Origin of the sequence: Pseudomonas agarici (genome assembly GCF_001543125.1) — a bacterium.
In the GTDB taxonomy this organism is placed as follows: Bacteria; Pseudomonadota; Gammaproteobacteria; order Pseudomonadales; family Pseudomonadaceae; genus Aquipseudomonas; species Aquipseudomonas agarici.
Genome location: NZ_CP014135.1, coordinates 5,218,034 through 5,244,012 on the forward strand (window position 1 = coordinate 5,218,034; position 25,979 = coordinate 5,244,012).

The following is a 25,979-nucleotide window of genomic DNA, read 5'->3' on the forward strand; positions in this document are numbered from 1 at the left end:
CGGGGCTTTTTTATGGCTTCGGGATAGCGTCGCGGCGCCAGAGAAGGCATCGATCTGGTATCCCTTGAGTTAGGACGTTATGAAGCACCTGCAGATAGTGACGGATAGGCATTTTCGTTGACAAGTCGTGTCGAAAGTTATCTCAGCACGCCTACAAACATGATCAACATTCAGTTTTGATATCGGCAACGACAAAATTGAGCGAAACGGGCACATCGACATCCCAGACGATCCCAGGGTCCTCGACAGGCACCGGATGAAGCTTGGTCGTCGCGAGCAGCGGTTTCGCTCCACGATCTCCGGACAAGCCCCGCAATGCATTTCCGAAACCGGCACCGAAGCCCACCGGATGACCATATTGGCCGGCAAGCATCGGCACGCAAATCCGATCGTTTGTCATGCTCTCCAACACTTGCGTAATAGTCTGCGGCAAGATAAACGGCATATCGCCCAGCACTACTAGCCAACCGCTATCACTGGCCGTTGCGGCGACTCCGGCGGCGATACTTTCGCCCATGCCGGCGGAGTCCAGCAGCAGCAGCCGACAGCCGTGGGCACGCGCCAGACCGATCACTTCACAACGATCAGGCGTCGTGACCACCAGACGCTCACCCACCCCATCAGGCAGGCTGCACAGCACTTGCGCCGACACCGGACGAACGACTCCATCGCGCCCACAACAAGGGGCCAGCAACTTATCCTGGTCAGCTCCCGCGATCCGCCGAAAACGACTGCCCCGCCCCGCCGCCAGGATAATCGCCGCGACCCGCTCAGCCACTGACTGCAATCTCCGGTCTCTTCTGTGGCAACTCCACAGCGTTTTTGATCGCGACAATCTGCGCCAGCAACGACAAGGCAATCTCCGAAGGCGTGTAGCTGCCGATAGGCAAGCCGATCGGGCCATGCAGGCGGGCAATCGCCTCCGCGCTCAAACCCAGCGCCGCGAGGTTGTCCCGACGCTTGCGACTGTTGGCCCGCGAACCCAGTGCGCCAATATAAAAGGCCCTGGAGTTTAACGCCGTGAGCAGCGCCATGTCGTCCAGTCGCGGGTCGTGGGTCAGGGCGACGATGGCCGTGCGTTCGTCGGTCTCGATATTCAGCACAGCTTCGTCGGGCATGCCCGGCACAAGGCGCCCGTGCTGTTCCTCCCAGCCATAAACGAATTCCTCTCGCGGATCGCAGACCAACACCTCGAAATCCAGTAGCCGGGCCATTTGCGCGACATACCGCGACAACTGGCCGGCGCCGATCAACAACAGCCGCCAACGGGGGCCATAGGTGGCCCGCAGGGTCTGTCCGTCGAAGATCAGGGCATCGTGCGTGCTCGCTTCGTGTAAGGTCACCGCACCGCTGGTCAGGTCCAGTTCACGGGTAACGATCTCGTGAGCCTCGCAACGCCGCAGCAATTGTGCGACCCAGCCTGGATCGGCGATCCGCTCCTCGGTCAGGCGCAAGGTTCCGCCACACGGCAGGCCGAACCGCGCCGCCTCTTCACGGGTCACGCCGTAGGTCACCAGTTGCACCGGCGGCCCGTCTTCAGGCAGCCGACCATCGTGCAACCGGGCGATCAGGTCGTCTTCGATACAGCCGCCCGAGACGGAGCCGATCACCACCCCATCCTCCCGCAAGGCCAGCATGGCCCCCGGTCGGCGAGGCGCACTGCCCCAGGTTTGGACCACGCAGTACAGCACCACTCGCTGCCCGGCACGGCGCCACTGTAGGACGCTGCGCAGGACGTTCAAATCGACGCTGTCCATCAGGCCTTCGCCTTGTTCCAGCCTTGCAACTGGTAACGTATCGGCAAGTTGCGGATCCGCTGGCCGGTGGCGGCGAAGATCGCATTGCACAAGGCCGGCGCGATCGGCGGCACGCCCGGTTCGCCAACACCGCCCAGAGGCACTTCTCCGGCTGGCGTGACCAAGTGTATTGCCACTTCCTTGGGCGCCAACGGCATACGCGCCACCTCATACATATGGAAGTTGTCCTGCTGGACCTTGCCTTCCTTGAAGCTGATTTCCCCCAGCACCGCGTTGCCCAGGCCCATCACACAAGCGCCCTCGAATTGGGAACGGATCCGCTCAGGGTTGATCTGCGGTCCACAATCCACGGCGATATCGGCCTTGTGCACAATCAACGTGCCATCCTCCTTGACCTCGACCTCCAGGACCGCCGCCACATAGGTGACGAAGCTGTAGTGTACCGCCAGGCCCAGCCCGCGCCCCTTGGGTAGCTTGCGTCCCCAGCCCGCCGCCTGGGTGGCGGTCTCCAGCACGCCGCGCATGCGAGCGGTATCGATCGGATAGCGCTCCGGGGACTCGCCATAGTTCCACTGATCGCTCAGGGTACGCGGGTCGATCTTGCGATCCGGCCCCAGCAGCTTGAGCTGATACGCCAGCGGATCCTGCCCGGCCTTGTGGGCCAACTCGTCGACAAAACTCTGGATGGCGAAGCCATGGGGAATGTTCGACACCGAACGGTACCAGCCCACGCGGGTATGAATCTTCGCCTCGGGGTTTTCCAAGCGCACATTGGGAATGTCGTAGGCCATGTTGGTGAAGCCCATGCCCAGTTCGGACGGCGACTCATTGTTCATGTTGGGCGCGAACAACGCCGTGATGCTGGGCGCCACGGTGCGGTGCAGCCAGCCGGATGGCATGCCATCGCGATCCAGGCTGGCGCGTAGGTACTCCGCCGACACGGTATGGAAATAGGAATAGTGGATATCGTCCTCGCGCGTCCATTGCATTCGCACCGCCCGCCCCGGCATTTCCTTGGCGAGAATAGCCGCCTCGATAAGGTAGTCCGGTTGGGACTTGCGCCCGAAACCGCCGCCCAGCAAGGTGACATTGACCGTCACCTGGTCGAAGCCGATACCCAACCGCTCCGCCACCCGTTGGCGGGCCACCTGTGGCGCCTGGATCGGTGCCCATGCCTCGCACTGGCCGTCATTGAAACGGGCGATGGCGACCATCGGCTCCATGGGCGACTGGGATAGATGTGGCAGATAGTAGCCGGCTTCGACATGACGGGTAGCACGTTTCAGCGCCTCGTCGACGTTGCCGGTGTTGCGCACCACTTTACCTGGCTTGCGCGACGCAGCCTCCAGTTCCTGACGATAGGCGATGGAGTCGTAGCTGCGGTTGTCGCCGTCGTCCCAGACGATATTCAGCGCCTCGCGCCCCTTGATCGCCGCCCAGGTATGGCTGGCGATCACCGCCACGCCGCCCAGCGGTTGGAATTCGGAAGGCAGCGCACGGCCTTCGATCTCCACCACCTTGAGCACGCCGGGCACCTTCAGTGCGGCCGCTGAATCGAAGGACTTGACCTTGCCGCCATAAACTCGCGGACGCGCCACGGTGGCGTAGAGCATGCCGTCGAAATGGATATCGGCGCCATATAGCGCCCGGCCATTAACGATATCCGCGCCATCGATGGCCCGTGTCGACTCCTTGCCAATATAGCGAAACTGCTCAGGCTGCTTAAGCTTCAGGCTGTCCCGAGCCGGTACCGCCAACGCGCCAGCGGCGGCGGCCAAGGCACCGTAGCCTAGCTCGCGACCGCTCGGGCGGTGAATAACCCGGTGCAACTGCGCCTGGCACTCGCCTACAGGCACACTCCACTGGGCTGCCGCCGCCTGCTCGAGCATGTTTCGCGCCGCGGCGCCGCAACGCCGCATCGGTTCATACCAGTGGCGCATGCTGCGTGAACCGTCGGTGTTCTGATTGCCGAAGCGCACTTCATCCGCCGGCGCCTGGCGGACCTTGACCAGCGCCCAGTCGGCTTCCAGTTCGTCGGCCACCACCATGCTCAGGCTGGTGCGCACACCCTGGCCCATCTCGGAACGGTTGCAGATTACTGTCACGCTGCCATCGGCGTCGATGCTGATATAGACCTTGGGATCGTCGATCCAGCCATTGGGCATGCCATCGGCACCATATTTCTTCTCACCCTCGGCAAAGGCCTCGGGCAATCCCCAGGTCGCCGCCAGCACCAGGGCGCCAGTGGCCCCGACGCCCTTGAGAAAACCGCGCCGACTGAGGTTGCTCAGGGCGAAATCGTTCAGGAACGGGCTCATGCCTTGGCCTCCCGCAGGTGCGCGGCGGCGGCATGGATGGCCGTCTTGATGCGATTGTAGGTGCCGCAACGACAAATATTGCCGAGCATCGCTTCTTCGATCTGTGCATCGCTGGGTGTGGGGTTGACCTTGAGCAAGGCGGTGGCGGACATGATCTGTCCGCCCTGACAGAACCCGCACTGCGCCACCCCGCCCTCCAGCCAGGCCCGCTGGACCGTTTGGCCGACCGGGTCGCTGTGCAGATCGTCGATGGTGTTGACGCTCTTGCCCGCCACCGAACCGACCGGGGTGATGCAGGAGCGTGCCGGCAGGCCGTCGATGTGTACAGTGCAAGCACCGCATAAGCCCATGCCGCAGCCGAATTTGGTCCCGGTGTAACCTGCTACGTCACGGATCGCCCACAGCAGCGGCATGTCCTCGGTAGCATCCAGGGAACGATCTTGACCATTGAGTTTCAGGGTAATCATGGGCACGCCCGCATTGTTCAGGTCATGGGGGTCGAGCCATCTGCGCAAGCGCCGCACGGACGGCAGCAGATCGACTCAGGCTAATCGGCTCTCTCATGAAGTCAGTACTTCATTGGGCCGTTGTTGAAAGCATTATCTACAGCGTTAGTCGGCCAAGGGAAGTCGTATTAACAAAAAAGCCCTATGGCGTCAGACTCCATAGGGCTTGGCATGACATGGCAGCCATCAGCATAGCCTCAGTACAGGTTCGGTTCCATTTCCAGCTCAACGGCAAAACGCTCGGCAATATCGGCCTGGATCCTGTGGGCCAGGGCAAGTAACTGTTGGCCGCTGGCCGTGCCATAGTTGACCAGTACCAACGACTGCAAGCGGTGCACACCGGCATCGTCCTCACGAAACCCCTTCCAACCGGCGGCCTCGATCAACCAACCTGCCGCCAGCTTCATCTGTCCGTCAGCCTGTGGGTAACCGACCAACCCAGGGTGTACCCGCTTCAATTCGGCGGCGTGGGCCGCCGATACCAACGGGTTCTTGAAGAAGCTTCCGACATTGCCGAGCACTGCCGGGTCGGGCAATTTCTCGCTGCGGATACTGCATATAGCCCGACTGACATCCAGGGCGCTCGGCTGGCTAAGACCCTGCTCGCGCAAGCGCTCGGCCACCGCGCCGTAGCCAAGATGCAGATGCTCGACCCGGCTCAGGGCAAAACGCACACGCAGGATCAACCAACGCCCGCCAGCCTGTTTGAACAGGCTGTCGCGATAACCGAACTGGCACTCCTCCAGGGAAAATTCGCGCAACTGGCCGCTCTGCCGATCAAGAGCGGTGAGGCCGGCGAACACGTCCTTGATCTCGACCCCGTAGGCGCCGATGTTCTGCATCGGTGCTGCGCCTACCGTCCCCGGAATCAAGCTGAGATTTTCCAGGCCGGACCAGCCCTGGGCCAAGGTCGACAGCACGAAGGGATGCCAGGGCTCGCCGGCCTGCGCCTCGACGACCACCCGAACGCCGTCGTCGCTCAACAGGCGAATGCCCCGGCTGTTCATACGCAATACCAGCGCCTGGATATCCGCCGTCAGCAGCAGGTTGCTGCCGCCACCGATCACCAGCAACGGCAATTCATACTGTGCCGCGTAGGCCAGGGCCTCGATCACGTCGGCATCGCCGTGGGCTTCGGCGAACCATTGGGCGCGGACATCGACGCCAAAGCTGTTGTAGGGTTTGAGGGAGATCCCGGCTTGCAATTGCAGGCTCATAGACGCCCCTTGAGTTCGCTGATCAGGCGATCGCTGGCCTGTTCGATCAGGTCTAGCACCTGCTCGAAACCGTATTCTTCGTCATAGTATGGATCCGGCACCTCCTCCACCGCACCGTCGTAACGACGCAGGAACAGATCCAATTCAGCCCTGCCGTGGGCTGGTTGCAGCAGCTTGAGGTGGCGCAGATTGCTTTGGTCCATGGCCAGGATCAGGTCGAAGTGGTTGAAGTCCGCGGCGCTGACCTGCCGTGCGCGCTGCGCCGACAAATCATAACCGCGCATCCGCGCCGCGCGCAGGCTACGGCTGTCCGGCTCTTTGCCGATATGCCATTGGCCGGTGCCGGCGGAGTCGACTTCGATATGCTCCGCAAGCCCAGCTTCGCGCAACTTGTGCCGCAATACACCTTCGGCCGTGGGCGAACGACAGATGTTGCCCAAGCAGACAAACAAAATCCGCATCAGGCCTCCAACAAGCGACGAACGCGATCAAGATCCTGCTCCGTGTCGACACCGGTGGGCGGCGCCTCCAGGGCATCGGCCACGTGGATCCGCACGCCATGCCACAGGGCACGCAATTGTTCCAGGCGTTCCGTGGTTTCCAGCCAGCATGGGCCCCAGTTGACAAAGTCATGCAGGAAACCGACGCGGTAGGCATAGATGCCGATATGCCGACGGAACGGCACGCCTTCGGGCATCTGCTCACGGTTCTTGGCGAAGTCATCCCGGGCCCAGGGCAAGGTGGTGCGGCTAAAGGTCAGGGCCAGGCCATTGATGTCGCTGACCACCTTGACCACATTGGGGTTGAACAAAGCCTCGATATCTTCGATCGACTCGGCCAGAGTAGCCACGCGCGCTTCGGTATGCGCCGCCAGGTTGGCCGCGACCTGGTCGATCACCGCCGGCGGGATCAACGGCTCGTCGCCCTGGACATTCACCACGATGGCGTCCGGCTCCAGCCCCAGCTGGCTGGCGACTTCTGCCAGGCGGTCGGTACCGGACTCATGATCTTCGCGAGTCAGCAACACTTCGGCGCCGAAGGCCTGGCAAACTTCCACGATCCGCGCGTCATCCGTCGCCACCACCACCCGCTGGGCGCTGCTTTTACACGCCTGTTCCCAAGTGTGCTGGATCATCGGCTTACCGGCGATCAGTTGCAGCGGTTTGGCCGGCAGGCGCGTGGAGGAAAAACGCGCCGGAATCACCACGATGAACGGGATGCTCATTTGTCCAGGCGCTCATCGGTGCTCAGGGTGCGGGCCTCGCTTTCCAACATCACCGGGATGCCGTCGCGAATCGGAAACGCCAGGCCGGCGCCCTTGCTGATCAGTTCGGTCTTGTCGGCGCTGAGCTTGAGCGGACCTTTGCAGATCGGGCAAGCGAGGATATCGAGTAGTTTGGTGTCCATGAGGGATTCCCTGGATAAAAACGGGTTTAGGGCAACAGACGATCAGGTAACAGACGCAACAGTTGCGTGTCGAACCAGGCCGCGAAGGCCTCGGAAGGCACCGCGTCGACCGCCAGCCACCACCAATCGGGGGCCGCGAACGCCCGGCACTTCACCGCGTCTTTTTCGGTCATGACCAGCGGCAGTGACGGCGTGAAGTTAAGGGCTTGCGCACTGTACTGGGCATGATCGGCAAAGGCGTGGGGCACAGGCTGCCAGTGTAGCGTTTCGAGGGTGCTGAAGAAACGTTGCGGGTTGCCAATTCCAGCCACCGCGTGCAACGCCTGTCCGGGCGCAAAATGTTCGAGCGGCCGGCGCTCGCCGGTCAGCAGGTTGACCAGAGCGGTCGGTTGCAAACGGAAGGCAAAGCCGTTGTCACGGTCCTCGGTGGCACCGTTGTACAGCAGCGCGTCGACGCTTTGCAGACGTTCGAGCGGCTCGCGCAACGGCCCAGCGGGCAGGCAACGGCCATTACCCAGACCACGGGCCGCATCGATCAGCACCAGCTCCAGGTCGCGGGCCAGCCGGTAATGTTGCAAGCCATCATCGGAGAGGATCAGATCGAGCGTTTCAGTGGCCAGCAAGGTCTGCACCGCACGGCTGCGATCCGGATCGATCACCAGCGGCACATCGTTACGCTGGACGATCAACAGCGGTTCGTCGCCAGCCACCGCGGCACTCTGGTCGCAACGCACTCGCCACGGCAGGCTCGGCGGCTTGGCGCCATAACCGCGGCTGACCACGCCCACGCGCAGGCCGCGACGCCGGCAATGCTCGATCAGCCAGAGAATCATCGGAGTCTTGCCGGTGCCGCCGACGGTGATATTGCCGACCACGATCAACGGCACCGGCGGCTGATAGATAACCCCTTCACCCGCGACAAAGCGCGCCCGCCTAGCGTCGACCACCCGACGATATAACCACTCCAGCGGACGCAGCAAGGCCAGGGCCGGATGGCCGGTGTACCAGGCGCGCAGTAGACGATCGGAGAATGTCATCAGGGAACCGGTGCCGCTTCGACAGTGGTCATGCGCAAATGGCTGAAGCCAAGCTTGCCGGCCGCGTCCATGGCAGTGATCACGGCCTGATGCTGGGCCTTGCCATCGGCACTGATGGAAAGCGGCAACTGGGTATCGCCACCGGACTCTTTCTGCAAGGCTTGCATCAGGCTCGCCAGGTCATTTTTCGCCAATAGCTGGTTGTTCACCGTGAAGACTCCATCGGCGCTGATGGCGATGTCCAGTTGCTTGGCCTGCGGATCTTCGGCTGGCGCGCCGCTGACCGCCTGCGGCAAGTCCACGCGTAACTGGGTTTCGCGGGTGAAGGTGGTAGTCACCACAAAAAACAGCAGCAGGACGAAGACCACGTCGATCAGCGACGCGAGGTTGATGTCGATGGTTTCCCGGGGCTTGCGGCGAAATTTCACGCTCTGCCCTCGGGCATTTCCACGTCACGGTCACCCTGTACCACCTCCACCAGCTTGATCGCCTGTTGCTCCATGCCGACCACCAGTTCGTCGATCCGGCGTTGCAGGAAACGATGGAAGAACACTGCCGGAATCCCCACGATCAGGCCCGAAGCCGTGGTAATCAGCGCCTTGGAGATACCACCGGCAAGGACCGCCGCGTTGGTGGTCATGCCCGAGCCCATGAACGAACTGAAAATATCGATCATGCCCAACACCGTGCCCAGCAGGCCGAGCAGCGGTGACATGGCGGCAATGGTGCCGAGGGCATTGATATAGCGCTCCAGCTCATGAATCACCCGGGCAGCGGCTTCTTCGATACACTCCTTCATGATCTCGCGACCGTGCTTGGAGTTCGCCAGGCCCGCCGCGAGGATCTCGCCCAAGGGGGAATCGGCACGCAGTTGCTTGAGTTTTTCCTTGTCCAGTTGCTTGTCCTTGATCCAGACCCAGACCTGCCCGAGCAGATGCTCCGGGGTCACGCGACTGGCGCGCAGGGTCCACAGTCGTTCGGCAATGATGCCCAAAGCCGCGATGGAACTCAGAATGATCGGCAGCATCATCCAGCCGCCGGATTTGACCAATTCCCACACAGTGACAGTCCCCTCGAAAAAGTGCGCCACTCTAACATAGGGGGTCGGTCGGGCCGAAGAACGTGATGTCGCCTGCTGCTGCGCTTTAATAACCCATGGTTATTTATTCGCCAGCACCGGCGCTCGCCAGAAACGCCGCGCCTCGCGCACAAATCTTCCTGCGCCGAAGGTTCCCAGTTGCAGGCGCACGGCGCCCTGCTCCGCGCTATCATGAATCGCCATATCCAAGGCCCGGTAGCGCTCCATGACCTGCGGGTGCGGATGACCGAACGCATTGCCATGCCCACGCGAAATCAGCACCGCCCTGGGCGCCAGACGCTGGAGAAAAGCCATCGAAGAAGAACTGCGGCTGCCGTGATGGGGAGCTTGCAGCCAGTGGGTGTCGACGGCCAGCGCACTCTCCAGGAACGCCTGCTCGGCCTGGATATCGATATCGCCGGTCAGCAGCAGCCGCTCGCCATTCGCTTCGATCTGCAATACACAGGAACGCTGGTTGCTGTCCCTGGCGCCAGGCCACTGCCAAAGGGCAAAATTCACCCCGTCCCATTCCCAGCGCTCGCCGCCGATACACGACTCGGCGAACAATTGCGTCGATAACCCCTCGGCATCGCCGCTGAGCACTCTGGCCACCGGCAAACCGTTGCTCACCGCCAGGGCGCCGCCGGCATGGTCGGCATCGGCGTGACTGATCAGCATCAGGTCGAGTTTGCGCACGCCATGCTTGTGCAAGAACGGCAGTACCACGCGCTGGCCGAGGTCGAAATCGCCGAAACGCGGCCCCGCGTCATACAAGAGAGTGTGGTGCCGGGTCCGTACCAGAATCGCCAATCCCTGGCCGACATCCAATTGCCAGACTTCGGCCTGGCCTTCGGGCACCCTCGATTGCGCCGCCAGCACGACCAGTGCCGCCAGCGGCCACCCCAAGGGCCGCAGCGGTACACCGGCAGGCAGCAACAACAGCAGGATTCCCAGGCTGCCCAGCAGCCAGGCCCATGGCGGGATGGCTTCCGGCCACCAGACCGGGACCTGTAGCGCCACCTCGTCGAGCCCGAAGAACAGCAGTTCCAGCAAACTGCCAGCCAGCCACAACAGCGATTCGCCAATTAAGGGCAGCGGCAACAACAAGGTCCCGAACAGGGCCAGCGGCAATACCGCGAGACTGATCCAAGGCACAGCGATCAGATTGACCCACGGCCCGCTCAGACTGATGGGCAAACCCAGCACCAACAGAAACGGCACCAGGCCGAGGGCAATCGTCCATTGCGCGCGTGTCCAGCTCTGCCAGACACGCCAGGCGCCGAGCCGTCCACTGAAGCAGAAGATCAACACGGCCACGGCGGCAAAGGACAGCCAGAAACCTGGCCGCAAGCTGGCCAGCGGTTCGAACAATAGAACCAGGTTAAGCGCCAACAGCAACGGCCAGGTCACCCCCAGATGGCGATAACGCAGGCGCCATAGCAGCACCAGGCCGATCATCGCGCACGCCCGCTGTACCGGCACGCCGAAGCCGGCCAGCAGGCCGTAACCCACAGCGGCGACACAGGCCAGGCCACAGGCCCACGGCAACCAGGGCCAGCGCCGCGGCCAGAGACCGTAACGCGCCAGGCCGGCGATCAAGGCATAGACCAGCGCGGCGAAGAGCCCGATATGCTGCCCGGAAATCACCAACAGGTGCACGGTCCCGGTCTCCTGCAAGACGCGCCAGCTCTGCGCCGACAGCCCCGAACCATCCCCCAGCACCAGCGCCACCAGGGTTGCCGATTGGCCACAGGCATCGACCTGCAGCAATCGCTGGCGAATCGCATCGCGCCAGGAACCGCTGGATGGCGCCAGCAATTGCCCGTCCTTGACGGTTCCCGTAGCGCCGATGCGTTGCGCCAGCAGCCAGGCCTCACGGTCGAATCCGTGGGGGTTGAGCAGCCCCACCGGAGCCTTGAGCTTGACCGCCAGCCGCCAGCGCTCACCCTTCTGGATCGGCGGTCCGCCGTACCAGGCCAGACGGATCAGCTTTGGCAGTGTATCCCGGCGGGCAACCGCGCCTTCCAATTCGAAGCGGCGTACCGAATCACTGCCTTGTGGCAGGCCGACAACCCGCCCTTCGAGCCACAGCGTCTGGCCGTCGAGAGCGGGCGCCAAGCGATCAGCCAACGCCCAGTGCGCCTGCAGGCAGGCCCAACTGAAACCGAACAGGAACAGTGCGACCGGATAGCGACGAAATGGCAACATCATCAGGCCAAGCGATGAAAGTGCCAGCAGCATGCCGACCGGCGGCAATTGCGGCAAAAAACGCAGCATCAGCAAACCCGCCGCCAGCGCCAACATCCCTGTGCGCATCTCCGCCACTCCTTGAACCGATCTCCAGTTCTCGGAATAGCCCGGTTAACCGGCAAGTGCTTTATTAATTGTCACAAAGTCTGAATTGGCCGTATGTAAAATCCGGGCATACTGCCTGCTTGAACCGACCGAGAAGCCTTATGCCGCGTCGCTTATTCAAACGCTACATGCCCGATCCGAACAGCATTCGGGAACACAAGCACTTACGATTTTTTGGCAAACTGCTTCACGATCCCAACCTCTGGCACCTCAATCGTCACTCCGTGGCCCGGGCCATGGCGGTCGGCCTGTTTGCCGCGTTGATGCCCATCCCGTTGCAAATGTTGCTGGCGGCGTGCCTGGCAATTTCGCTGCGCGCCAACCTGCCGATTGCGGTCAGCCTGGTGTGGCTGACCAATCCACTGACCATGCCGCCGATTTTCTACTGCACCTACCAGATCGGTGCCTGGATCATGGCGGTGCCATCGCGCAGCCTGCCGGACGAGCTGAGCTGGGACTGGGTCAGCAGTCAATTGTCGACGCTGTGGCAGCCGTTCCTGCTGGGCTCGCTGCTTCTCGGGCTGGTACTGGCCGCATTGGGCTATTGCCTGACCATGGGTTACTGGCGCTGGTGGGTGGCACGCCAGTGGAAGAGGCGCCGGGAACAACGCCGGAAGGATAAACCTACCCCCCGCTGATCGTTCCCATCCAGCATGGAAACGATCAAGCGTGAAGAGCTACTGACGCATTCCCCGACCACTGACCAGCAGCCGCGTACAACCGATATACAACACTATCGTCGCCACCAGCATGAAGCTGATTGCCACGCTGATGCGAATATCCGAGACACCGAGAATGCCATAGCGGAAGGCATTGACCATATGCAGCACGGGGTTGGCCAGTGACACACTCTGCCAGAACGGTGGCAGCAAGGTGATCGAATAGAAGACCCCGCCCAGATAGGTCAGCGGCGTCAGCACAAAGGTCGGGATAATCGAAATATCATCGAAGTTGCGCGCAAACACTGCGTTGATAAAGCCTAGAAGCGAGAAGATCGTCGCCGTCAACACCACCACCAGCACGGTCACGCCCAGGTGATGGACCTGCAGGTGGGTGAAGAACAGCGACAGCAGGGTCACGATGATCCCCACCATCAACCCGCGCAGCACACCGCCGAGGGTGTAGCCGATCAGGATCGTGTGGGGCGAAACGGGCGAAACCATCAGCTCCTCGATCGAACGCTGGAACTTGCTGCCGAAGAAGCTCGAGACCACGTTGCCATATGAGTTGGTGATCACCGACATCATGATCAGCCCCGGCACAATGTATTCCATATAGGTGAAGCCACCCATATCACCGATCTGTCGACCGATCAGGTTGCCGAAGATCACGAAGTACAGGACCATCGTGATGGCCGGGGGCAACAGTGTCTGCGGCCAGATCCGGGTAAAACGCCTCACCTCGCGGTAAACGATGGTGTTGAGGGCGATCAGGTTAGGGCGCAGCTCCGAGCTCATACCGCCACCTTCGACAGATTTTTTTCCACCAGGGACACGAATAGCTCCTCAAGGCGATTGGTTTTGTTACGCAGGCTGAGGACTTCGATCTGCTGCGTGGCCAATTGGCTGAACAGTGCGGTAATGCCCACGGCTTTGTCGACCTGCACTTCCAGGGTATGGCTGTCGAGCAGCCTGCTCGGATAGCCGATCAACGCCGGCGCAACCGCCTGGGCATGCTTGAGGTCAAGCAGGAAAGTCTCGACATGCAATTGACTAAGCAACTGCCGCATGCTGGTGTTTTCGACGATGGTGCCGTGGTCGATGATGCCGATATTACGGCACAGCTGTTCAGCCTCTTCCAGGTAATGGGTGGTGAGGATGATGGTGATGCCTTTCTCGTTCAGCTCGGTGAGGAAGGTCCACATCGAACGGCGCAGCTCGATGTCCACCCCAGCCGTCGGTTCGTCGAGAATCAGCAGGCGCGGCTCGTGGACCAGGGCCCGGGCGATCATCAGGCGGCGTTTCATGCCGCCAGACAACGAACGCGACGGCACGTCGCGCTTGTCCCATAAGCCTAGCTGGGTCAGGTACTGTTCGGCACGTTCCTTGGCAATTTTTGCCGGAATGCCGTAGTAGCCGGCCTGGGTCACGACGATATCGAAGGTTTTCTCGAACTGGTTGAAGTTGAACTCCTGCGGCACCACGCCAATGCTGCGCTTGAGCGCCGCAGGAGATTTGTCCAGGTCGTTGCCAAAGATATTGACCGTGCCGCTGGTCTTGTTGACCAGCGTGGAAAGAATGCCGATGGTCGTGGATTTGCCGGCACCGTTGGGGCCGAGCAGAGCGAAAAAGTCACCTTCGGCAACATCCAGATCGATACCACTCAGGGCCTGGAAACCGTTGCCGTAGGTTTTGGTTAGCTGCCGGATGGACAGAGCGGAACTCATATCGGATTCATGCACCAAGAAGGGAAGAAAATTCTAGATAAGGGCAAGCCTGCTCAAAAACAATAGCGGCGTACCTGCGCTATGGTGCTTGGCGCCGCGGCACAAGTACAGCAATCCGCATTAATAGTAGGTATCAAGTCAAGGCTGTCATGATCGCCCGCTGGTAGGCCGGACGTTGTTTCAGGCGCTCGTACCAGGCACGCAAATGGGGCAACGACGGGCGCTCGATGGGCATTTCGAACCAGGCATAGATAAAGCTGCCGAGGGGAATATCGCCCATGCCGATTTCACTGCCAGACAGGTAAGGCTGTTCGGCCAGAGCCTGATCGACCATGACCAGCAGCTCGCTACAGGCTTGCAACGAGGCATTGATGGCCGTCCAGTCCTGTTGTTCGGTCGGTGTGCGCAACACACCCCAGAACACGCCACGAAATGGCGTGGCAAAGGAGGAAGTCGTCCAGTCCATCCATTTTTCGGCGGCTGCCCGCGCCTGTAAATCCTCGGCATACCAGGCAGAACCGGCGGCATGCTTGGCCGCCAGATAACGCACGATGGTATTGGACTCCCACAGGACAAAATCACCATCCTCGATCATCGGTACCAGGCCGTTGGGGTTTTTCTCGCGGTACTGCGCAGTGCCAACCACCCCGAAGGCACCGCCAGCATCAATGGCCTCGTAGGACAGGCCCAGTTCTTCGGCGATCCACAGTGCCTTCCTGACATTCGAGGAATTTTTTCGACCCCAGATTTTCAGCATGACAACCTCTCGTAGGATAAATGTCGAGGCAGTCTACGCCCGATCAGCCTCGACTCAAATCGTTGTGCAGGTCACCGCTCGGGAAATCTGCTCGTGGGTGAACAGGCGAACTCCAGCAGCGCCGGGTGGTCACTATCGATGAAGCGTCCTGGACTCAGACACCCGTGCCTGACGACAGTCTGCCTGGGAAGGCTCGAGTCTGCGCTTCGGTCAGGTCGTGGTCCCAGGGAGTTGTTCTTGCGACCAGGCAAAGCGCCACTCGCGCCGGGAGCACAGTTGCTTGAACGATTTTTCCCACAGATTTAGACACACAGCTCTGGCGCCCGTCTACCAGATACCAACTAAGCTCTGGGATGTTTTTGTCTCGTCTTCACGGAGGATTGCATATGCTGTTGTTGTGGATACTGGTTTTGGTGCTCGGTGTCGCCTATCTGGCGCATCGGCGCATCGCCCCGCTTCCAGCACTTGGCGTGGTGGCCGTGTACCTCGTCGCGCTGGATATTTTGCTGCATGGCCACGGCTGGCTAAAGCTGGTCCTGTGGCTCATTCTCGCGGCCTTGGCGCTGCCATTGCTGCTGCCCGACCTGCGCCGCAAACTCTTCAGCGCCCCGCTGTTCGCCTGGTTCCAGAAAGCCCTGCCGCCGATGTCCGAGACCGAACGCGACGCCATTGATGCCGGCACCGTCTGGTGGGATGGCGAGCTGTTCAGCGGTCGCCCGGACTGGAACAAACTGCTGGCCTATCCCAAGGCCCAACTGACCGAGGAAGAACAAGCCTTTATCGATGGCCCGACCGAAGCGCTCTGTGCCATGGTCAGCGACTGGCAGATCGGCCAGGCCATGGACCTGCCGCCAGCCGCCTGGGAGCATATCAAGCAACATGGCTTTTTTGCCTTGATCATTCCCAAGGAGTTTGGTGGCAAGGGCTTTTCCGCCTATGCCCACTCTCAAGTGGCGATGAAGCTGGCGACCCGCAGCGGCGACCTCGCCTCCACTGTCATGGTCCCTAACTCTCTCGGTCCGGCAGAATTGCTGCTGCATTACGGCACCGAGGCACAGCGTAATCATTACCTGCCTCGGCTGGCCCGTGGCGACGATATCCCGTGTTTTGCCTTGACCGGCCCCCTGGCAGGCTCCGATGCCGGCTCGATGCCGGACACCGGGGTGGTCTGCAAGGGCGACTGGCAAGGCCAGGAAGTTCTCGGCCTGCGCCTGAACTGGGAAAAACGCTACATCACCCTCGGTCCAGTCGCGACCCTGCTCGGCCTGGCGTTTAAGGCCTATGACCCGGACCACTTGCTGGGCGAAGAAGAAGACCTGGGCATCAGCCTGGCACTGATCCCCACCGATACCCCAGGTGTCGAGATCGGTCGTCGTCACCTACCGCTGGGCGCTGCCTTCATGAACGGCCCGAACGCCGGCAAGGATGTGTTCATCCCCCTGGAATTCCTGATCGGCGGCCAGGAAATGCTTGGCAAAGGCTGGATGATGTTGATGAATTGCCTGTCGGTGGGCCGTTCGATTTCCCTGCCGGCTGTCGGTACCGGTGCGGCCAAGTTCACCAGCCTGGTCACTGGCCAGTACGCCCAGATCCGTGAACAGTTCAATGTGCCGCTCTGCGCCTTCGAGGGAATCCAGGAAGCCCTGGCGCGGATCGGCGGCAATGCCTGGCTGATGGACAGCGCACGGATGCTCACCGCCAATGCGGTAGACCTGGGAGAAAAGCCCTCGGTGCTGTCGGCGATTCTCAAGTACCACCTGACCGAGCGTGGCCGCGAATGCATCAGCCATGCCATGGACGTCCATGGCGGCAAGGCCATCATCATGGGCCCGAACAACTACCTGGGCCGTAGCTGGCAAGGCGCGCCAATCTTCATCACCGTGGAGGGCGCGAATATTCTTTCGCGCAACCTGATGATTTTCGGCCAGGGCGCGATTCGCTGCCATCCGTTCGTGCTTAAGGAAATGGCCCTGGCCGGACGCGAGGACCGTGACCAGGCGCTGCTGGAGTTCGATGGCTTGCTGCTCGAACATATCGGCTTCGCCGCGAGCAACGCCGCCAGCACCCTGGTCCTGAACCTCGGGCTCGGCCACTTCGAGTCGGCCCCCGGCAACCGCCTCAGCCAGGGCTATTTCCGCGCACTGAATCGCCAGGCGGCGGCCTTCGCCTTGCTGGCGGACCTGAGTATGATGCTCCTCGGCGGCGAACTGAAGCGCCGCGAGCGGCTGTCCGCCCGCCTGGGGGATGTGCTCAGCCACCTGTACCTAGCTTCGGCGGCGCTCAAGCGTTATCACGACCTGGACTCGCCGGAGTACCTCGATCCGTTGTTCACCTGGGCCATGGAAGAAAGCCTCGGCCACTCCGAGCGAGCACTGGACGAGCTGCTGCGCAACTTCCCCAACCGGCTAGTGGGCTGTCTGTTGCGGGTTATCGTATTCCCGTTCGGCCGGCGACATACCGGGCCGTCGGATGCCCTGGATGCCGAAGTCGCCGCGGTGCTGGGCCGGGCCAAGGGCGATCCGGCCCTGGAAGCGGTGCTCGCCGGCTGTTACCGCCCACAATCGGCAGACGATCCGGTCGGCGCGCTGCAGCATGCCTACGACCTGCTGAGCGCCAGCCATGAACTGCAGAAAAAGCTGCACAGCGGGCTCAAAGGTGGTCAGGTCAAGCCGGCGGCAGGCGAGTCGGCCATCGATGCGGCCCTGGAAGCCGGGGTGCTGCAAGCAGCCGAGGCCCAGACCCTGCGCAAAGCCGAAGCCGCACGGCGCAAGGTTATCGACGTGGATGACTTCAGCAAGGAGGAGCTGAGCCAGAGCGCGGGAAAAGTACGTTAAGACGACAACAGGCGTGTGGCGTCTTATACTCGCGCGCCTGTTTTACTCTTGAGGCCCCTTGCCATGTCCAACGTCGTTGCCGATCACCTGGTCCTGCTCGACCACCTGCGCAGCATTCTGGTTGCCGTCGGCGAAGCCGAACAGGTCCCCGAAGAAAGCCATACCCTGTTCCTGGAGCGTTTCGATGAGCTGCGTGCGCAACTGCCGATCGATCCGATCGAAAGCCAGTACCTGGGCCAGGACATGCTGTGCCAGGTGATCCAGCGTTACCCACAGATCGCCCACCTGGTCCCCCGCGACTTGCTGTGGTTCTTTGGTGGCGATTGCCTGCACTACATGCCGGACGAAGAACTGGCGCTGTATCAAGCGTTGGAAGAACGTCGCTACGAAGCCGAACAGAACGATGAACCGTTCGATTGGAACCAGGAAAAGCAGCTGCTGGCCCTGTCCAACCAGGACAGCAAACACTGATCAAACCGCTGCCTTCGCCGTCCACGCGAGCAGCGCCTGCCAATGTGAAATCGAATGGCCACCGGCCAGTCACGCACAAACAAAAACGCCGCTCATCACTGAGCGGCGTTTTTATCGCATGCCGTGTAGACGACTTGGCCTAAGCGGTCAATCTAACGGGAATGCCACGTTCAGGCATCCTTCCAGAGCAGTGGTCGCGGAGCGAAACCGAGTTTCGCCTTCGCCGCGCTGTTCGACGCGCCAGTCAGGCGGGTGTGATAGTAGACCGCTTCGTCCCCGGCGACTTTCCGAGCGTCCTCGACGCTGATCCGAGTGGGCTTCGGAGCGCCGACCCAGGCTGCGAACGAGGGCAGCCATTGGGCGACGGGAAGAGGGTCGTCATCGACCACGTTGTATACGCCAGGCTCGCTGGTCAGCGACGCAACCGTCGCCGCGATTGCATCGTCGATATGAACGAACGACCAGACTGCGTTGCCGTCGCCAATGATCGATGCTTCACCCCTTAGCGCTTGCTCCGCAATCGCTCCGCCAGGTCTATACCAAGTGCCGGGACCATAGAAGAAGCCATAGCGCAGTACCACGCCGTCCAGCGCGGAGGAACCCATGACGGCGTGCTCATATTCAGCAAAGACCCGCGCACTGGCGCCGACCTCACCGGGAGCCTCACCGCGAAGCTCGGCGCTTTCGTCAGCAAGCTTCCCCGGTTCGGCATTCAGATAGAACCCCCGCGACTGCACGATATAGCGGCGCACACCGGCCGCCTCGGAGGCAGCCAACAAATTAGCGCCGCCGACTTTATGCAGGCGCGTATCGTTGGGCATTGATTTGATGATGTCAGCAGGGTCGGCTGGAAGCCAGGTGAGTTGGTCAATGACCACATCGGGCTTGGCGGCATTGATGGCGTCCAGAACCGCCTGACGGTCGAAGGCATCGGCGGAAGACACGTGAGCGCCGATTTCACGCAGCCGGTCGGCACCTGGACCGACGCGAGTCATCCCTGTTACATCATGACCCAGTGCTCGAAGGGCGCGCACAAGAGGTAGTCCAACAGCACCAGTGGCGCCAGCGACAAATATTTTCATGAGTTTTCTCCATTGAGCGGCACTTCCCGGCTGCACTGCGTCAATGACTCAACGCAGCAGAAAGTAGCACTAGGTTTTGAATCACTGAGCGGCAGTATGAATGATTTTGGTACATTCAAAAAAGCGCCAAAAAACGGAAAAAACCGTAGACCACTGACCCTATAGGGCTCTTCGGAATCTTAAGCTGGGAGAACTTTAGTACCAGTGTCTGTAAGCATACACAGGCATTCGGAATTTGCTGTCTGATCGCTGTTGTTACACCGAAGATCAGCCCTGATCGTTGCGTAGATATGTAGCGATACCCTGGCCACGAGGGTGCCGTTGCTTCGATTTCGTCACATGCGACACGGGTTCGCAGCCGGGCGAACGCTGTGCCCGGGAAACAGCCCGACGCTGGCAGGCCATTTTTTGAAAGAGCGCTGGACCAAGCAAGAAGTGCTGGTATACAGTGAACTTTATATCTGTTTCGATGGAACGTGCATGTTCCATTGGTGGACTCTGTATGATCGGAAACTTCAATGGCCTGTACGAGTTAGTTCGTCAGCTCAAGTTCGGATGCCACAGGTCCATAGCCCGCTATGGCGAGAAACAACCGCACAGGCCAGGAGCTTGTGACGCCGAAGTCGACTAACGGAAGCAGTCAAACAGGCCATCAGGTCCGTCCACACGGCAACCTGACTCAGGGAGCGAGTATGCCATTGTCAATCACACCGCTGATATCCAGCCGAATCTGCTCGGCGAGCGAAGCTTTGGATCCACGGTCAGGCTTCAGATTCAACATCCTCATGACTTCTGGCGTAGCGAAAGCTCACATACTATAGTTCTTTTTTATGATCCAATGGCCGGTCATAATTTTAACCTATAACTTCCAAGGAGCTAACCATGAAACTTCATCGCATCCTTCTTTCCCTCGTGGCAGCCACGGGTATGGCCTTCGCCGGAGCTGCCGCGGCTCACGGTGACGGCGATTCGGTCAAATCGAATTTCGCCAGAGCGATCCCGAACATTCCGGGCAAATCTCTGATCGCCGTGGAAGTACTTTATCCACCGGGAGGAGCCTCGCAACCTCATACCCACGCCAAGTCGGCATTCATCTATGCATACGTCGTTTCGGGTAGCATAGCCAGCAAGGTTAACGACGAACCGGAACATGTGTACAAGGCCGGAGAGAGCTTCTATGAGGCGCCCGGCTCAAGGCATCCGGTGAGCCGCAATGCGAGCAAGACCGAGCCGGCTAAGCTGCTCGCTGTGTTTGTCGTCGATTCGGACGACAAGGAACTGACCACCAACGACAAATAAGAGATTGAAATAAGATCGGACACGTCAACGCATCACCCCGACCCGAGGTGGTGCGTTGTCGGTATCTGGCCAATCAAATCCACTGTATCGACTATCGCAACTTCGCTTACGTCCCTTTACGCTCTTACCGGCATCCAAGCCACTCTCCTCATCTGCTTGAAGGCAACTACCAGTCGACTGGGAATCCGGGATAGCCGTTGACAGGGCCATCCTCGCGATCTTCCCGATCCAATCCTTGCGCACGCAAGGGCGCGCACTGAATATGCCGGGGTTGTTCAAGACACTTTTTTACATTTGAATACGCCATCGACTATGCTCTCTGGCGGCTTGCGAGGCATCTGGACGAATCCATTGAAACCAGCTCACCCTACACCGTTATCCGCTTATTTTCCGCCGGCCTATGCCATGACGATTACCGTGGCGTTGCCATCTTCGCTAAACAACGCTGCTTGCACATTTGCGTAATGGGGGATAATAAACATGGACATTCGTCCTTCAGACCTTACCCGTAAGAAAAAACGAAAACATCGCCCGAGCGTTGCCGTGGGTTTGTGGGTGATCAAGCGACTGGAAAAATTCATCAGTCGACACTCCATGGTGGGGGCTACGCCGTTTTTTGATCCAGCAATATTCGATTGGGCGCAGATGCTGGAATCAAAATGGTCGACGATTGCAGCAGAGCTACACACGATTCTTAAAGAACGCGACAACATTCCGAATTTTCAGGACATATCCAAGGATCAGGTCAGCTTGACGCAAGATGACCAATGGAAAACATTCTTCCTTTATGGTTATGGCTACAAGATGGACGGCAACTGCCGCAGGTGCCCGGAAACGACTCAACTAATCGAATCAATTCCCGGTATGTTCACCGCGTTCTTTTCTATCTTGAGCCCGGGCAAACACATACCGCCTCATCGTGGTCCATATAACGGGCTGTTAAGAGCGCATCTTGGCCTGATTATCCCTACGCCCGAAGAGAATTGTCGTATTCAGGTCGGCGAGGAGATACGGCACTGGGAGATAGGTCGCTGCTTGATCTTCGACGACACCTTCCGCCACCAGGTTTGGAATGACACGAGCGGAGTCCGTGTGGTGTTGTTTCTCGACGTACAGCGCCCACTGGACTGGCGCGGCAGGCTACTCAACAAAATGGTACTCAAGTTGATTCAGTGGTCCCCTTTTATCCAGGATGCTCGCAGGAATCATCGTGCATGGGAACAGGGTTTGCTCAAGTGATAGTAACAGGCCGAAAGCCCTTCCAGGTGTGATGGGATCGGCAAGCGAGCGCTTTCTCTGTGCCAGAACACATGTCCATGCGCTCGGCGGCGAACCCAATAGCGTCAATACCCTCCGCTCGTTGATGGCAGACGCCTCTGCCGGTTGTTTAGGCAGAGCTGTCAAAGGAACAAACGTAGTAGCCCAGCTTTCAATCTTCATCTAGAAGGAGCTTATATACACCACCTAGACCAATCGGGTAGGTGCCGAGATCAACCACCGTCGGATTCATACACCCGTCGAGGTCCGTGATTTTCTGCACGCTCTGGGCATAAGGCGGCGGAGGGCAAAACGCAATTCCAATTCCTAATCCCTGGAAAAATTCCACCGTTGAGTTGAGCGCATAAGCCTGCCTTATCCGATGATAGGCCTGGATGCCATGCTGCGGATATATACCTTCGCTGGCAAAGGTCTGCCCTTGCTCATAACCCGCGTTTGTCGACTCACTACCAAGGACCACTTCTTCATTCGCGTACATCACTTCACGGGCCTCACTAATTTGCTTCGCAGGCACCCCGCCTGCGGCAACCCATTCTCTTTGGTATGCGTAGGCACGCCTCGCTTCAGCGATACTCCGTTGATTCTCTTCTTTTGGTGGGTTGCTTTCCATGCTCTCCATATAACGATCTACTTCGTAGAAATGTTGATCAGCCCGGATGGTATAAATGTACAAAGAACGATTTCGTAGGTTGGGCTGAAAATGATATCGACGTTGCGCAATGAATTTGGCAGTTTCGAAATTGTCGGTGGTAGCAACAAAAAAAGATCCTCGATCTCCACGCTGTAGAAGGCTTGCCCCCAAGACATGGTCAAGCAGATAGTCATTCTTTCCCCATGGGAGGAAACCATCGCGAAAAATCTCGTCCGGATCTCGTTCATCCACACGATAAACTTCACTTGGGGTGGCTAAAACCAAGGAACAAAATAAGAGCACTCCTATGTAACTAGCTACCCGCGCAAATACGCTCAGCACTAAACGCACCAAATAAAAGAGTCGCGAACCGGAACCAAGCCGTTCTGATTGAATGAGGTTACTCATGGACTCCCCTCACATTAGCTTTGATTGCAAAGCCCCCCAATGCGAGTGACAGAGTCAATTGGTAATTTGGTTTTCGAGGATAAGATAGTCTACCAGCCCATTGTCACGACAATGGTACACATTAACATCCAGGCCAGTTGCATAGGCGGTGAGCAGCATGGCAAACATTGATCGCCCGTATGGTGTATCAAGGCCATATTTTGGAGAAAGAACAAGCCAGTACTCCGGAGATTTCACCAGCGTAAACTGGACTCTAATATCGGCAGCACTTTGACTACCAGTAGTAGTTTCATTGAAGTGTATTGCGCCCACTTTTCCCTTTTTTTCAGGAGGGCATCCGTCCCCATAAGCATTGCCGCACAACAGCACTACAAAAACTAAAGAAATAGAAACTGTCTCACGAAAAAAATTAACGAGGCTCATGTTCTCGGTACTCTATATTATATTTAAGTCGACCAGGCACTTGGTTTTCCAAGCTCGAACCATCGATCAGGTTGATCTGTCAGCTGAGGAGCCTTTAGGGCATGCACGTCATTATTGGATGTAATATTAAGTACATGCCTATGAATTTTTGTAGTTTTTCGCCGCTGACAGACACCGGACCGGCTGGAGTCTAAGACCACGTTTACTCCACCAATTAAGGCGCTAACCGATAGAGCCATCGCTAGAATCAAGCTCAAGATAGATCAGGGCTCCCGCTGGGAACATTGGTTGCGATGAAAATGGCAATGATCTGCCCTCGCCCTAAAGGCCTGCCTCCGTCCACTCAGGTGCAATCAATCAGTCATGTCGAAGTTTTCGATTGTGATCAATGTGGAGTTCTGGGTAAAAATAAAGGTCACACGTCAGCCCGCAAACTAATAATTTTAGTTGTTTTTTTATTACATTCACCGTCTAAGCTCATGCCATCGAGAAATGCTTAGCTATAGTTCAAAAAATATGCCAGCTCTCAAATCAGACAAGTCAATATACAACCAATGAGGCTAATATCATGACAGAAAGAAATACATGTGTGATTTTTGGTTTTCGCGTAATTATCGGAGTAGCCTTTCCATTTTCCGCACCGGCCTTTACGCTTAGGATCAAGGACAACAAATGGAGCGATATCAATTATTTTAAAGACCCAATAAAACTCCCTGAAGAAACACCGAACCATTGTACACCGACAGGATTTATACTCGACCAAGAGCCTTACATCATATCCAGAGATCGTGACAGCAAAATTTATCTTAGAAATATTCTTAAAAAAGATTCCCCTGTTACTTACCTAGGCATTACCTCCACCGAAACTGTTGTAGCCTATCAAGTCGACCCCCTCAATAAACTTAATTTTCTTGTATTTCATAAAGATAAAAATGAATTATTTTTGTCGGTTTTCGAGGGCAATAACAACACCTTCAGACAAGTTGGGAATACACACTCCGTGGTCAAAAAAATGAATGACTACCCAAGTCTACCGAGATCATACGAAGATAACAGAGAGTATGGCAATCGACTATTTTTTGCTAATAGGCTGGAAGATGGAACTTCAGAATTGGCCAGTATAAAAATTCACTCTAGCGGCTTAGCCATAGGTGAAGCTCTATGCTACAATCGAGCAATCGCTTACAGTCCAAGCGCTATTGAATGGCGGATACAGAATCAACGCTTCTACGTAGTGTTTTACCAGGGAGTAAATAAGACTACAGGGGAGTTTACACGGGAGCTTAAGTGTATCAAAACCGACATTAACGGTAGCATTTTGGGACATGAAGAGATCCAACCCAGCACTAGCTATCCTGAGCTTAGGATTAGGATCAGCACGTCGCCCTCTGTTGTCTATAGAGAGTCTCTCTCGGAAATTTCCGTATTTTATATAGACCACGATACTCAGCAAATAAAAGAGGCTATAATTCAGTTTAGCACAACTGAATTCAGACTAAAAAACATCCATAACGTAACGAAAAGCGATTCGTCACAGCTTCTTTTAGGCGCCAATTGCGCCCCTTTCGCCATGCAGCTTTCATAAAGTTTCAAGAAGGGAGGCTTAATCTCTTTACAAGAGCAGGATGCAAACATCTATTAACTCAAATCGCTTACAACTCAATACACTAAGCATTATAGAAGGAAGCCCAACTCTGCTATGACCGGCAATAGTAAATGGCTCGGTCGAGGCCTGACAATGAGATCAGTTTTCGAGGCCGAGTTTTTTCAGGACAGTCAGAGCCGCTATTCATCAAGAGTCGAGCGCTGTCGCCACAGCGCTCACAACAAGCCTGAATACATGCGCGCAGTTCGTCCAAATTCAACACCCCCATCCAGGAGTTAAACCGCAACTCAAAAACAGGCGATAGTATCGAGCTTCAGTGACTGCCTCTGAAACGAAAAAAGGACCCGAAGGTCCTGATTTCAAGCGCGCACAGAATTCAACAGAACTCTGTGATGCAATATTTGGAGCGGGAAACGAGACTCGAACTCGCGACCCCGACCTTGGCAAGGTCGTGCTCTACCAACTGAGCTATTCCCGCAAATGGCGTCCCCTAGGGGACTCGAACCCCTGTTACCGCCGTGAAAGGGCGGTGTCCTAGGCCACTAGACGAAGGGGACAACTACCCGGTACACATGGTGTGTGTTTCGGTCTCCAGAGCCTCATCCGAAGAGGTGGCCCTGGTCTCACCCAGACTCGCCCGAAAGCAAGACCGTTTAAAATTGGAGCGGGAAACGAGACTCGAACTCGCGACCCCGACCTTGGCAAGGTCGTGCTCTACCAACTGAGCTATTCCCGCATTGGCGTCCCCTAGGGGACTCGAACCCCTGTTACCGCCGTGAAAGGGCGGTGTCCTAGGCCACTAGACGAAGGGGACACACTACAACATTCACTCCCTGCCGCGTGTCGCTGTGTGCTTTACGCTGCAAGTGGCGCGCATTCTATGGATGGATCGAAGAATCGTCAACCCCCAACTATAAATTTATTTAAATCAATGACTTCGCTCTGCTTTGCGGTCCTTTCCGAGCTTCCCTCGCGTCCGACGATTGGCGCCTATATTCTGGCGCCCAACAAGGCGCTATAGTCCCCCATACAAATAGTGGCAATGTGCATCTACTTATCTATGCAGAAGCGCTCTGACGCCGTGCTACACGTCGATCAACGCTATCAGCGATAACGCCAAGCCACTACA

General features: G+C 58.2%; 24 protein-coding genes and 4 tRNA genes. 6 read left to right on the plus strand and 22 right to left on the minus strand.

Features of this window, described 5'->3' with window-relative positions:
- Window positions 1-163 precede the first annotated feature (163 nt).
- The 12 genes from AWM79_RS22820 to AWM79_RS22875 all read right to left on the minus strand — a co-directional run bounded on the left by AWM79_RS22820 (window position 164) and on the right by AWM79_RS22875 (window position 11,636).
- Entirely contained in the window at window positions 164-778 is a 615-nt protein-coding gene (locus AWM79_RS22820; protein WP_060783828.1) for a nucleotidyltransferase family protein, read from the minus strand.
- Window positions 771-1,757, minus strand: coding sequence for an XdhC family protein (locus AWM79_RS22825; protein WP_060783829.1), 987 nt, complete (start codon window positions 1,755-1,757; stop codon window positions 771-773). The genes AWM79_RS22820 and AWM79_RS22825 overlap by 8 nt, the downstream gene beginning before the upstream one ends.
- Entirely contained in the window at window positions 1,757-4,075 is a 2,319-nt protein-coding gene (locus AWM79_RS22830; protein WP_060783830.1) for a xanthine dehydrogenase family protein molybdopterin-binding subunit, read from the minus strand. The genes AWM79_RS22825 and AWM79_RS22830 overlap by 1 nt, the downstream gene beginning before the upstream one ends.
- Window positions 4,072-4,542, minus strand: a complete 471-nt coding sequence (locus tag AWM79_RS22835) for a (2Fe-2S)-binding protein (protein ID WP_060783831.1) — start codon at window positions 4,540-4,542, stop codon at window positions 4,072-4,074. Before AWM79_RS22835 ends, AWM79_RS22830 begins: the two co-directional genes overlap by 4 nt.
- Before the next feature lie 236 nt (window positions 4,543-4,778).
- Window positions 4,779-5,798: a UDP-N-acetylmuramate dehydrogenase gene (gene murB / locus AWM79_RS22840; protein WP_060783832.1), complete on the minus strand. Its 1,020-nt coding sequence runs from the start codon at window positions 5,796-5,798 to the stop codon at window positions 4,779-4,781.
- Window positions 5,795-6,259 (minus strand): low molecular weight protein-tyrosine-phosphatase, encoded by a 465-nt coding sequence (locus AWM79_RS22845; protein WP_060783833.1) that lies wholly within the window; start codon window positions 6,257-6,259, stop codon window positions 5,795-5,797. Before AWM79_RS22845 ends, murB begins: the two co-directional genes overlap by 4 nt.
- Window positions 6,259-7,023: a 3-deoxy-manno-octulosonate cytidylyltransferase gene (kdsB, locus tag AWM79_RS22850; protein ID WP_060783834.1), complete on the minus strand. Its 765-nt coding sequence runs from the start codon at window positions 7,021-7,023 to the stop codon at window positions 6,259-6,261. Before kdsB ends, AWM79_RS22845 begins: the two co-directional genes overlap by 1 nt.
- Window positions 7,020-7,205: a Trm112 family protein gene (locus AWM79_RS22855; protein WP_010447200.1), complete on the minus strand. Its 186-nt coding sequence runs from the start codon at window positions 7,203-7,205 to the stop codon at window positions 7,020-7,022. Before AWM79_RS22855 ends, kdsB begins: the two co-directional genes overlap by 4 nt.
- Window positions 7,206-7,231: 26 nt before the next feature.
- Window positions 7,232-8,242, minus strand: coding sequence for a tetraacyldisaccharide 4'-kinase (gene lpxK, locus AWM79_RS22860; RefSeq protein WP_060783835.1), 1,011 nt, complete (start codon window positions 8,240-8,242; stop codon window positions 7,232-7,234).
- The gene (locus AWM79_RS22865; RefSeq protein ID WP_060783836.1) at window positions 8,242-8,670 is read right to left on the minus strand and encodes an ExbD/TolR family protein; all 429 of its coding nucleotides are present in this window, start codon (window positions 8,668-8,670) and stop codon (window positions 8,242-8,244) included. The genes lpxK and AWM79_RS22865 overlap by 1 nt, the downstream gene beginning before the upstream one ends.
- Window positions 8,667-9,302: a MotA/TolQ/ExbB proton channel family protein gene (locus AWM79_RS22870; RefSeq protein WP_017126384.1), complete on the minus strand. Its 636-nt coding sequence runs from the start codon at window positions 9,300-9,302 to the stop codon at window positions 8,667-8,669. The genes AWM79_RS22865 and AWM79_RS22870 overlap by 4 nt, the downstream gene beginning before the upstream one ends.
- 99 nt (window positions 9,303-9,401) lie before the next feature.
- The gene (locus tag AWM79_RS22875; RefSeq protein WP_060783837.1) at window positions 9,402-11,636 is read right to left on the minus strand and encodes a DNA internalization-related competence protein ComEC/Rec2; all 2,235 of its coding nucleotides are present in this window, start codon (window positions 11,634-11,636) and stop codon (window positions 9,402-9,404) included.
- A gap of 140 nt (window positions 11,637-11,776) precedes the next feature.
- Between AWM79_RS22875 and AWM79_RS22880 the strand changes: the two genes are divergently transcribed.
- On the plus strand, window positions 11,777-12,313 hold the full coding sequence (locus AWM79_RS22880) for a DUF2062 domain-containing protein (RefSeq protein WP_060783838.1): 537 nt from the start codon (window positions 11,777-11,779) through the stop codon (window positions 12,311-12,313).
- A 39-nt stretch (window positions 12,314-12,352) separates the two neighbouring features.
- On the opposite strand, the gene AWM79_RS22885 is transcribed toward AWM79_RS22880, so the two are convergent.
- The 3 genes from AWM79_RS22885 to AWM79_RS22895 all read right to left on the minus strand — a co-directional run bounded on the left by AWM79_RS22885 (window position 12,353) and on the right by AWM79_RS22895 (window position 14,818).
- A complete protein-coding gene (locus AWM79_RS22885) occupies window positions 12,353-13,132 on the minus strand; it encodes an ABC transporter permease (RefSeq protein WP_017134191.1) in 780 nt (259 codons plus the stop codon).
- Window positions 13,129-14,061 carry an ABC transporter ATP-binding protein gene (locus tag AWM79_RS22890; protein ID WP_017134192.1) on the minus strand — a complete coding sequence of 311 codons (933 nt, stop codon included), beginning with the start codon at window positions 14,059-14,061 and terminating at the stop codon, window positions 13,129-13,131. The genes AWM79_RS22885 and AWM79_RS22890 overlap by 4 nt, the downstream gene beginning before the upstream one ends.
- Window positions 14,062-14,194: 133 nt before the next feature.
- Window positions 14,195-14,818, minus strand: coding sequence for a glutathione S-transferase (locus AWM79_RS22895; protein WP_017134193.1), 624 nt, complete (start codon window positions 14,816-14,818; stop codon window positions 14,195-14,197).
- Window positions 14,819-15,204: 386 nt separating this feature from the next.
- On the opposite strand from AWM79_RS22895, the gene AWM79_RS22900 reads away from it, so the two are divergent.
- Window positions 15,205-17,652, plus strand: coding sequence for an acyl-CoA dehydrogenase (locus tag AWM79_RS22900; RefSeq protein ID WP_060783839.1), 2,448 nt, complete (start codon window positions 15,205-15,207; stop codon window positions 17,650-17,652).
- Window positions 17,653-17,715: 63 nt separating this feature from the next.
- Window positions 17,716-18,123 (plus strand): PA2817 family protein, encoded by a 408-nt coding sequence (locus tag AWM79_RS22905; RefSeq protein ID WP_017134196.1) that lies wholly within the window; start codon window positions 17,716-17,718, stop codon window positions 18,121-18,123.
- 170 nt (window positions 18,124-18,293) lie between these two features.
- On the opposite strand, the gene AWM79_RS22910 is transcribed toward AWM79_RS22905, so the two are convergent.
- A complete protein-coding gene (locus AWM79_RS22910) occupies window positions 18,294-19,205 on the minus strand; it encodes an NAD-dependent epimerase/dehydratase family protein (RefSeq protein WP_026013438.1) in 912 nt (303 codons plus the stop codon).
- An 882-nt stretch (window positions 19,206-20,087) separates the two neighbouring features.
- On the opposite strand from AWM79_RS22910, the gene AWM79_RS22915 reads away from it, so the two are divergent.
- Window positions 20,088-20,504 carry a cupin domain-containing protein gene (locus AWM79_RS22915; RefSeq protein WP_017134199.1) on the plus strand — a complete coding sequence of 139 codons (417 nt, stop codon included), beginning with the start codon at window positions 20,088-20,090 and terminating at the stop codon, window positions 20,502-20,504.
- 480 nt (window positions 20,505-20,984) lie between these two features.
- Entirely contained in the window at window positions 20,985-21,743 is a 759-nt protein-coding gene (locus tag AWM79_RS22920) for an aspartyl/asparaginyl beta-hydroxylase domain-containing protein (RefSeq protein WP_017134200.1), read from the plus strand.
- Between the two features lie 190 nt (window positions 21,744-21,933).
- On the opposite strand, the gene AWM79_RS24680 is transcribed toward AWM79_RS22920, so the two are convergent.
- Window positions 21,934-22,821, minus strand: a complete 888-nt coding sequence (locus AWM79_RS24680) for a scabin-related ADP-ribosyltransferase (protein ID WP_082712663.1) — start codon at window positions 22,819-22,821, stop codon at window positions 21,934-21,936.
- Between the two features lie 54 nt (window positions 22,822-22,875).
- Window positions 22,876-23,244 carry a hypothetical protein gene (locus AWM79_RS25185; RefSeq protein WP_156430147.1) on the minus strand — a complete coding sequence of 123 codons (369 nt, stop codon included), beginning with the start codon at window positions 23,242-23,244 and terminating at the stop codon, window positions 22,876-22,878.
- A gap of 568 nt (window positions 23,245-23,812) precedes the next feature.
- Between AWM79_RS25185 and AWM79_RS22935 the strand changes: the two genes are divergently transcribed.
- Entirely contained in the window at window positions 23,813-24,829 is a 1,017-nt protein-coding gene (locus AWM79_RS22935) for a hypothetical protein (protein ID WP_060783840.1), read from the plus strand.
- Window positions 24,830-25,252: 423 nt separating this feature from the next.
- Here the strand turns inward: AWM79_RS22935 and AWM79_RS22940 are convergent.
- The 4 genes from AWM79_RS22940 to AWM79_RS22955 all read right to left on the minus strand — a co-directional run bounded on the left by AWM79_RS22940 (window position 25,253) and on the right by AWM79_RS22955 (window position 25,664).
- Window positions 25,253-25,328 (minus strand) — tRNA-Gly (locus tag AWM79_RS22940).
- Window positions 25,329-25,331: 3 nt separating this feature from the next.
- Window positions 25,332-25,407: transfer RNA gene (locus tag AWM79_RS22945), tRNA-Glu, on the minus strand.
- 103 nt (window positions 25,408-25,510) lie between these two features.
- Window positions 25,511-25,586, minus strand: a tRNA-Gly gene (locus AWM79_RS22950).
- A gap of 2 nt (window positions 25,587-25,588) precedes the next feature.
- Window positions 25,589-25,664 (minus strand) — tRNA-Glu (locus tag AWM79_RS22955).
- Window positions 25,665-25,979 lie beyond the last annotated feature (315 nt).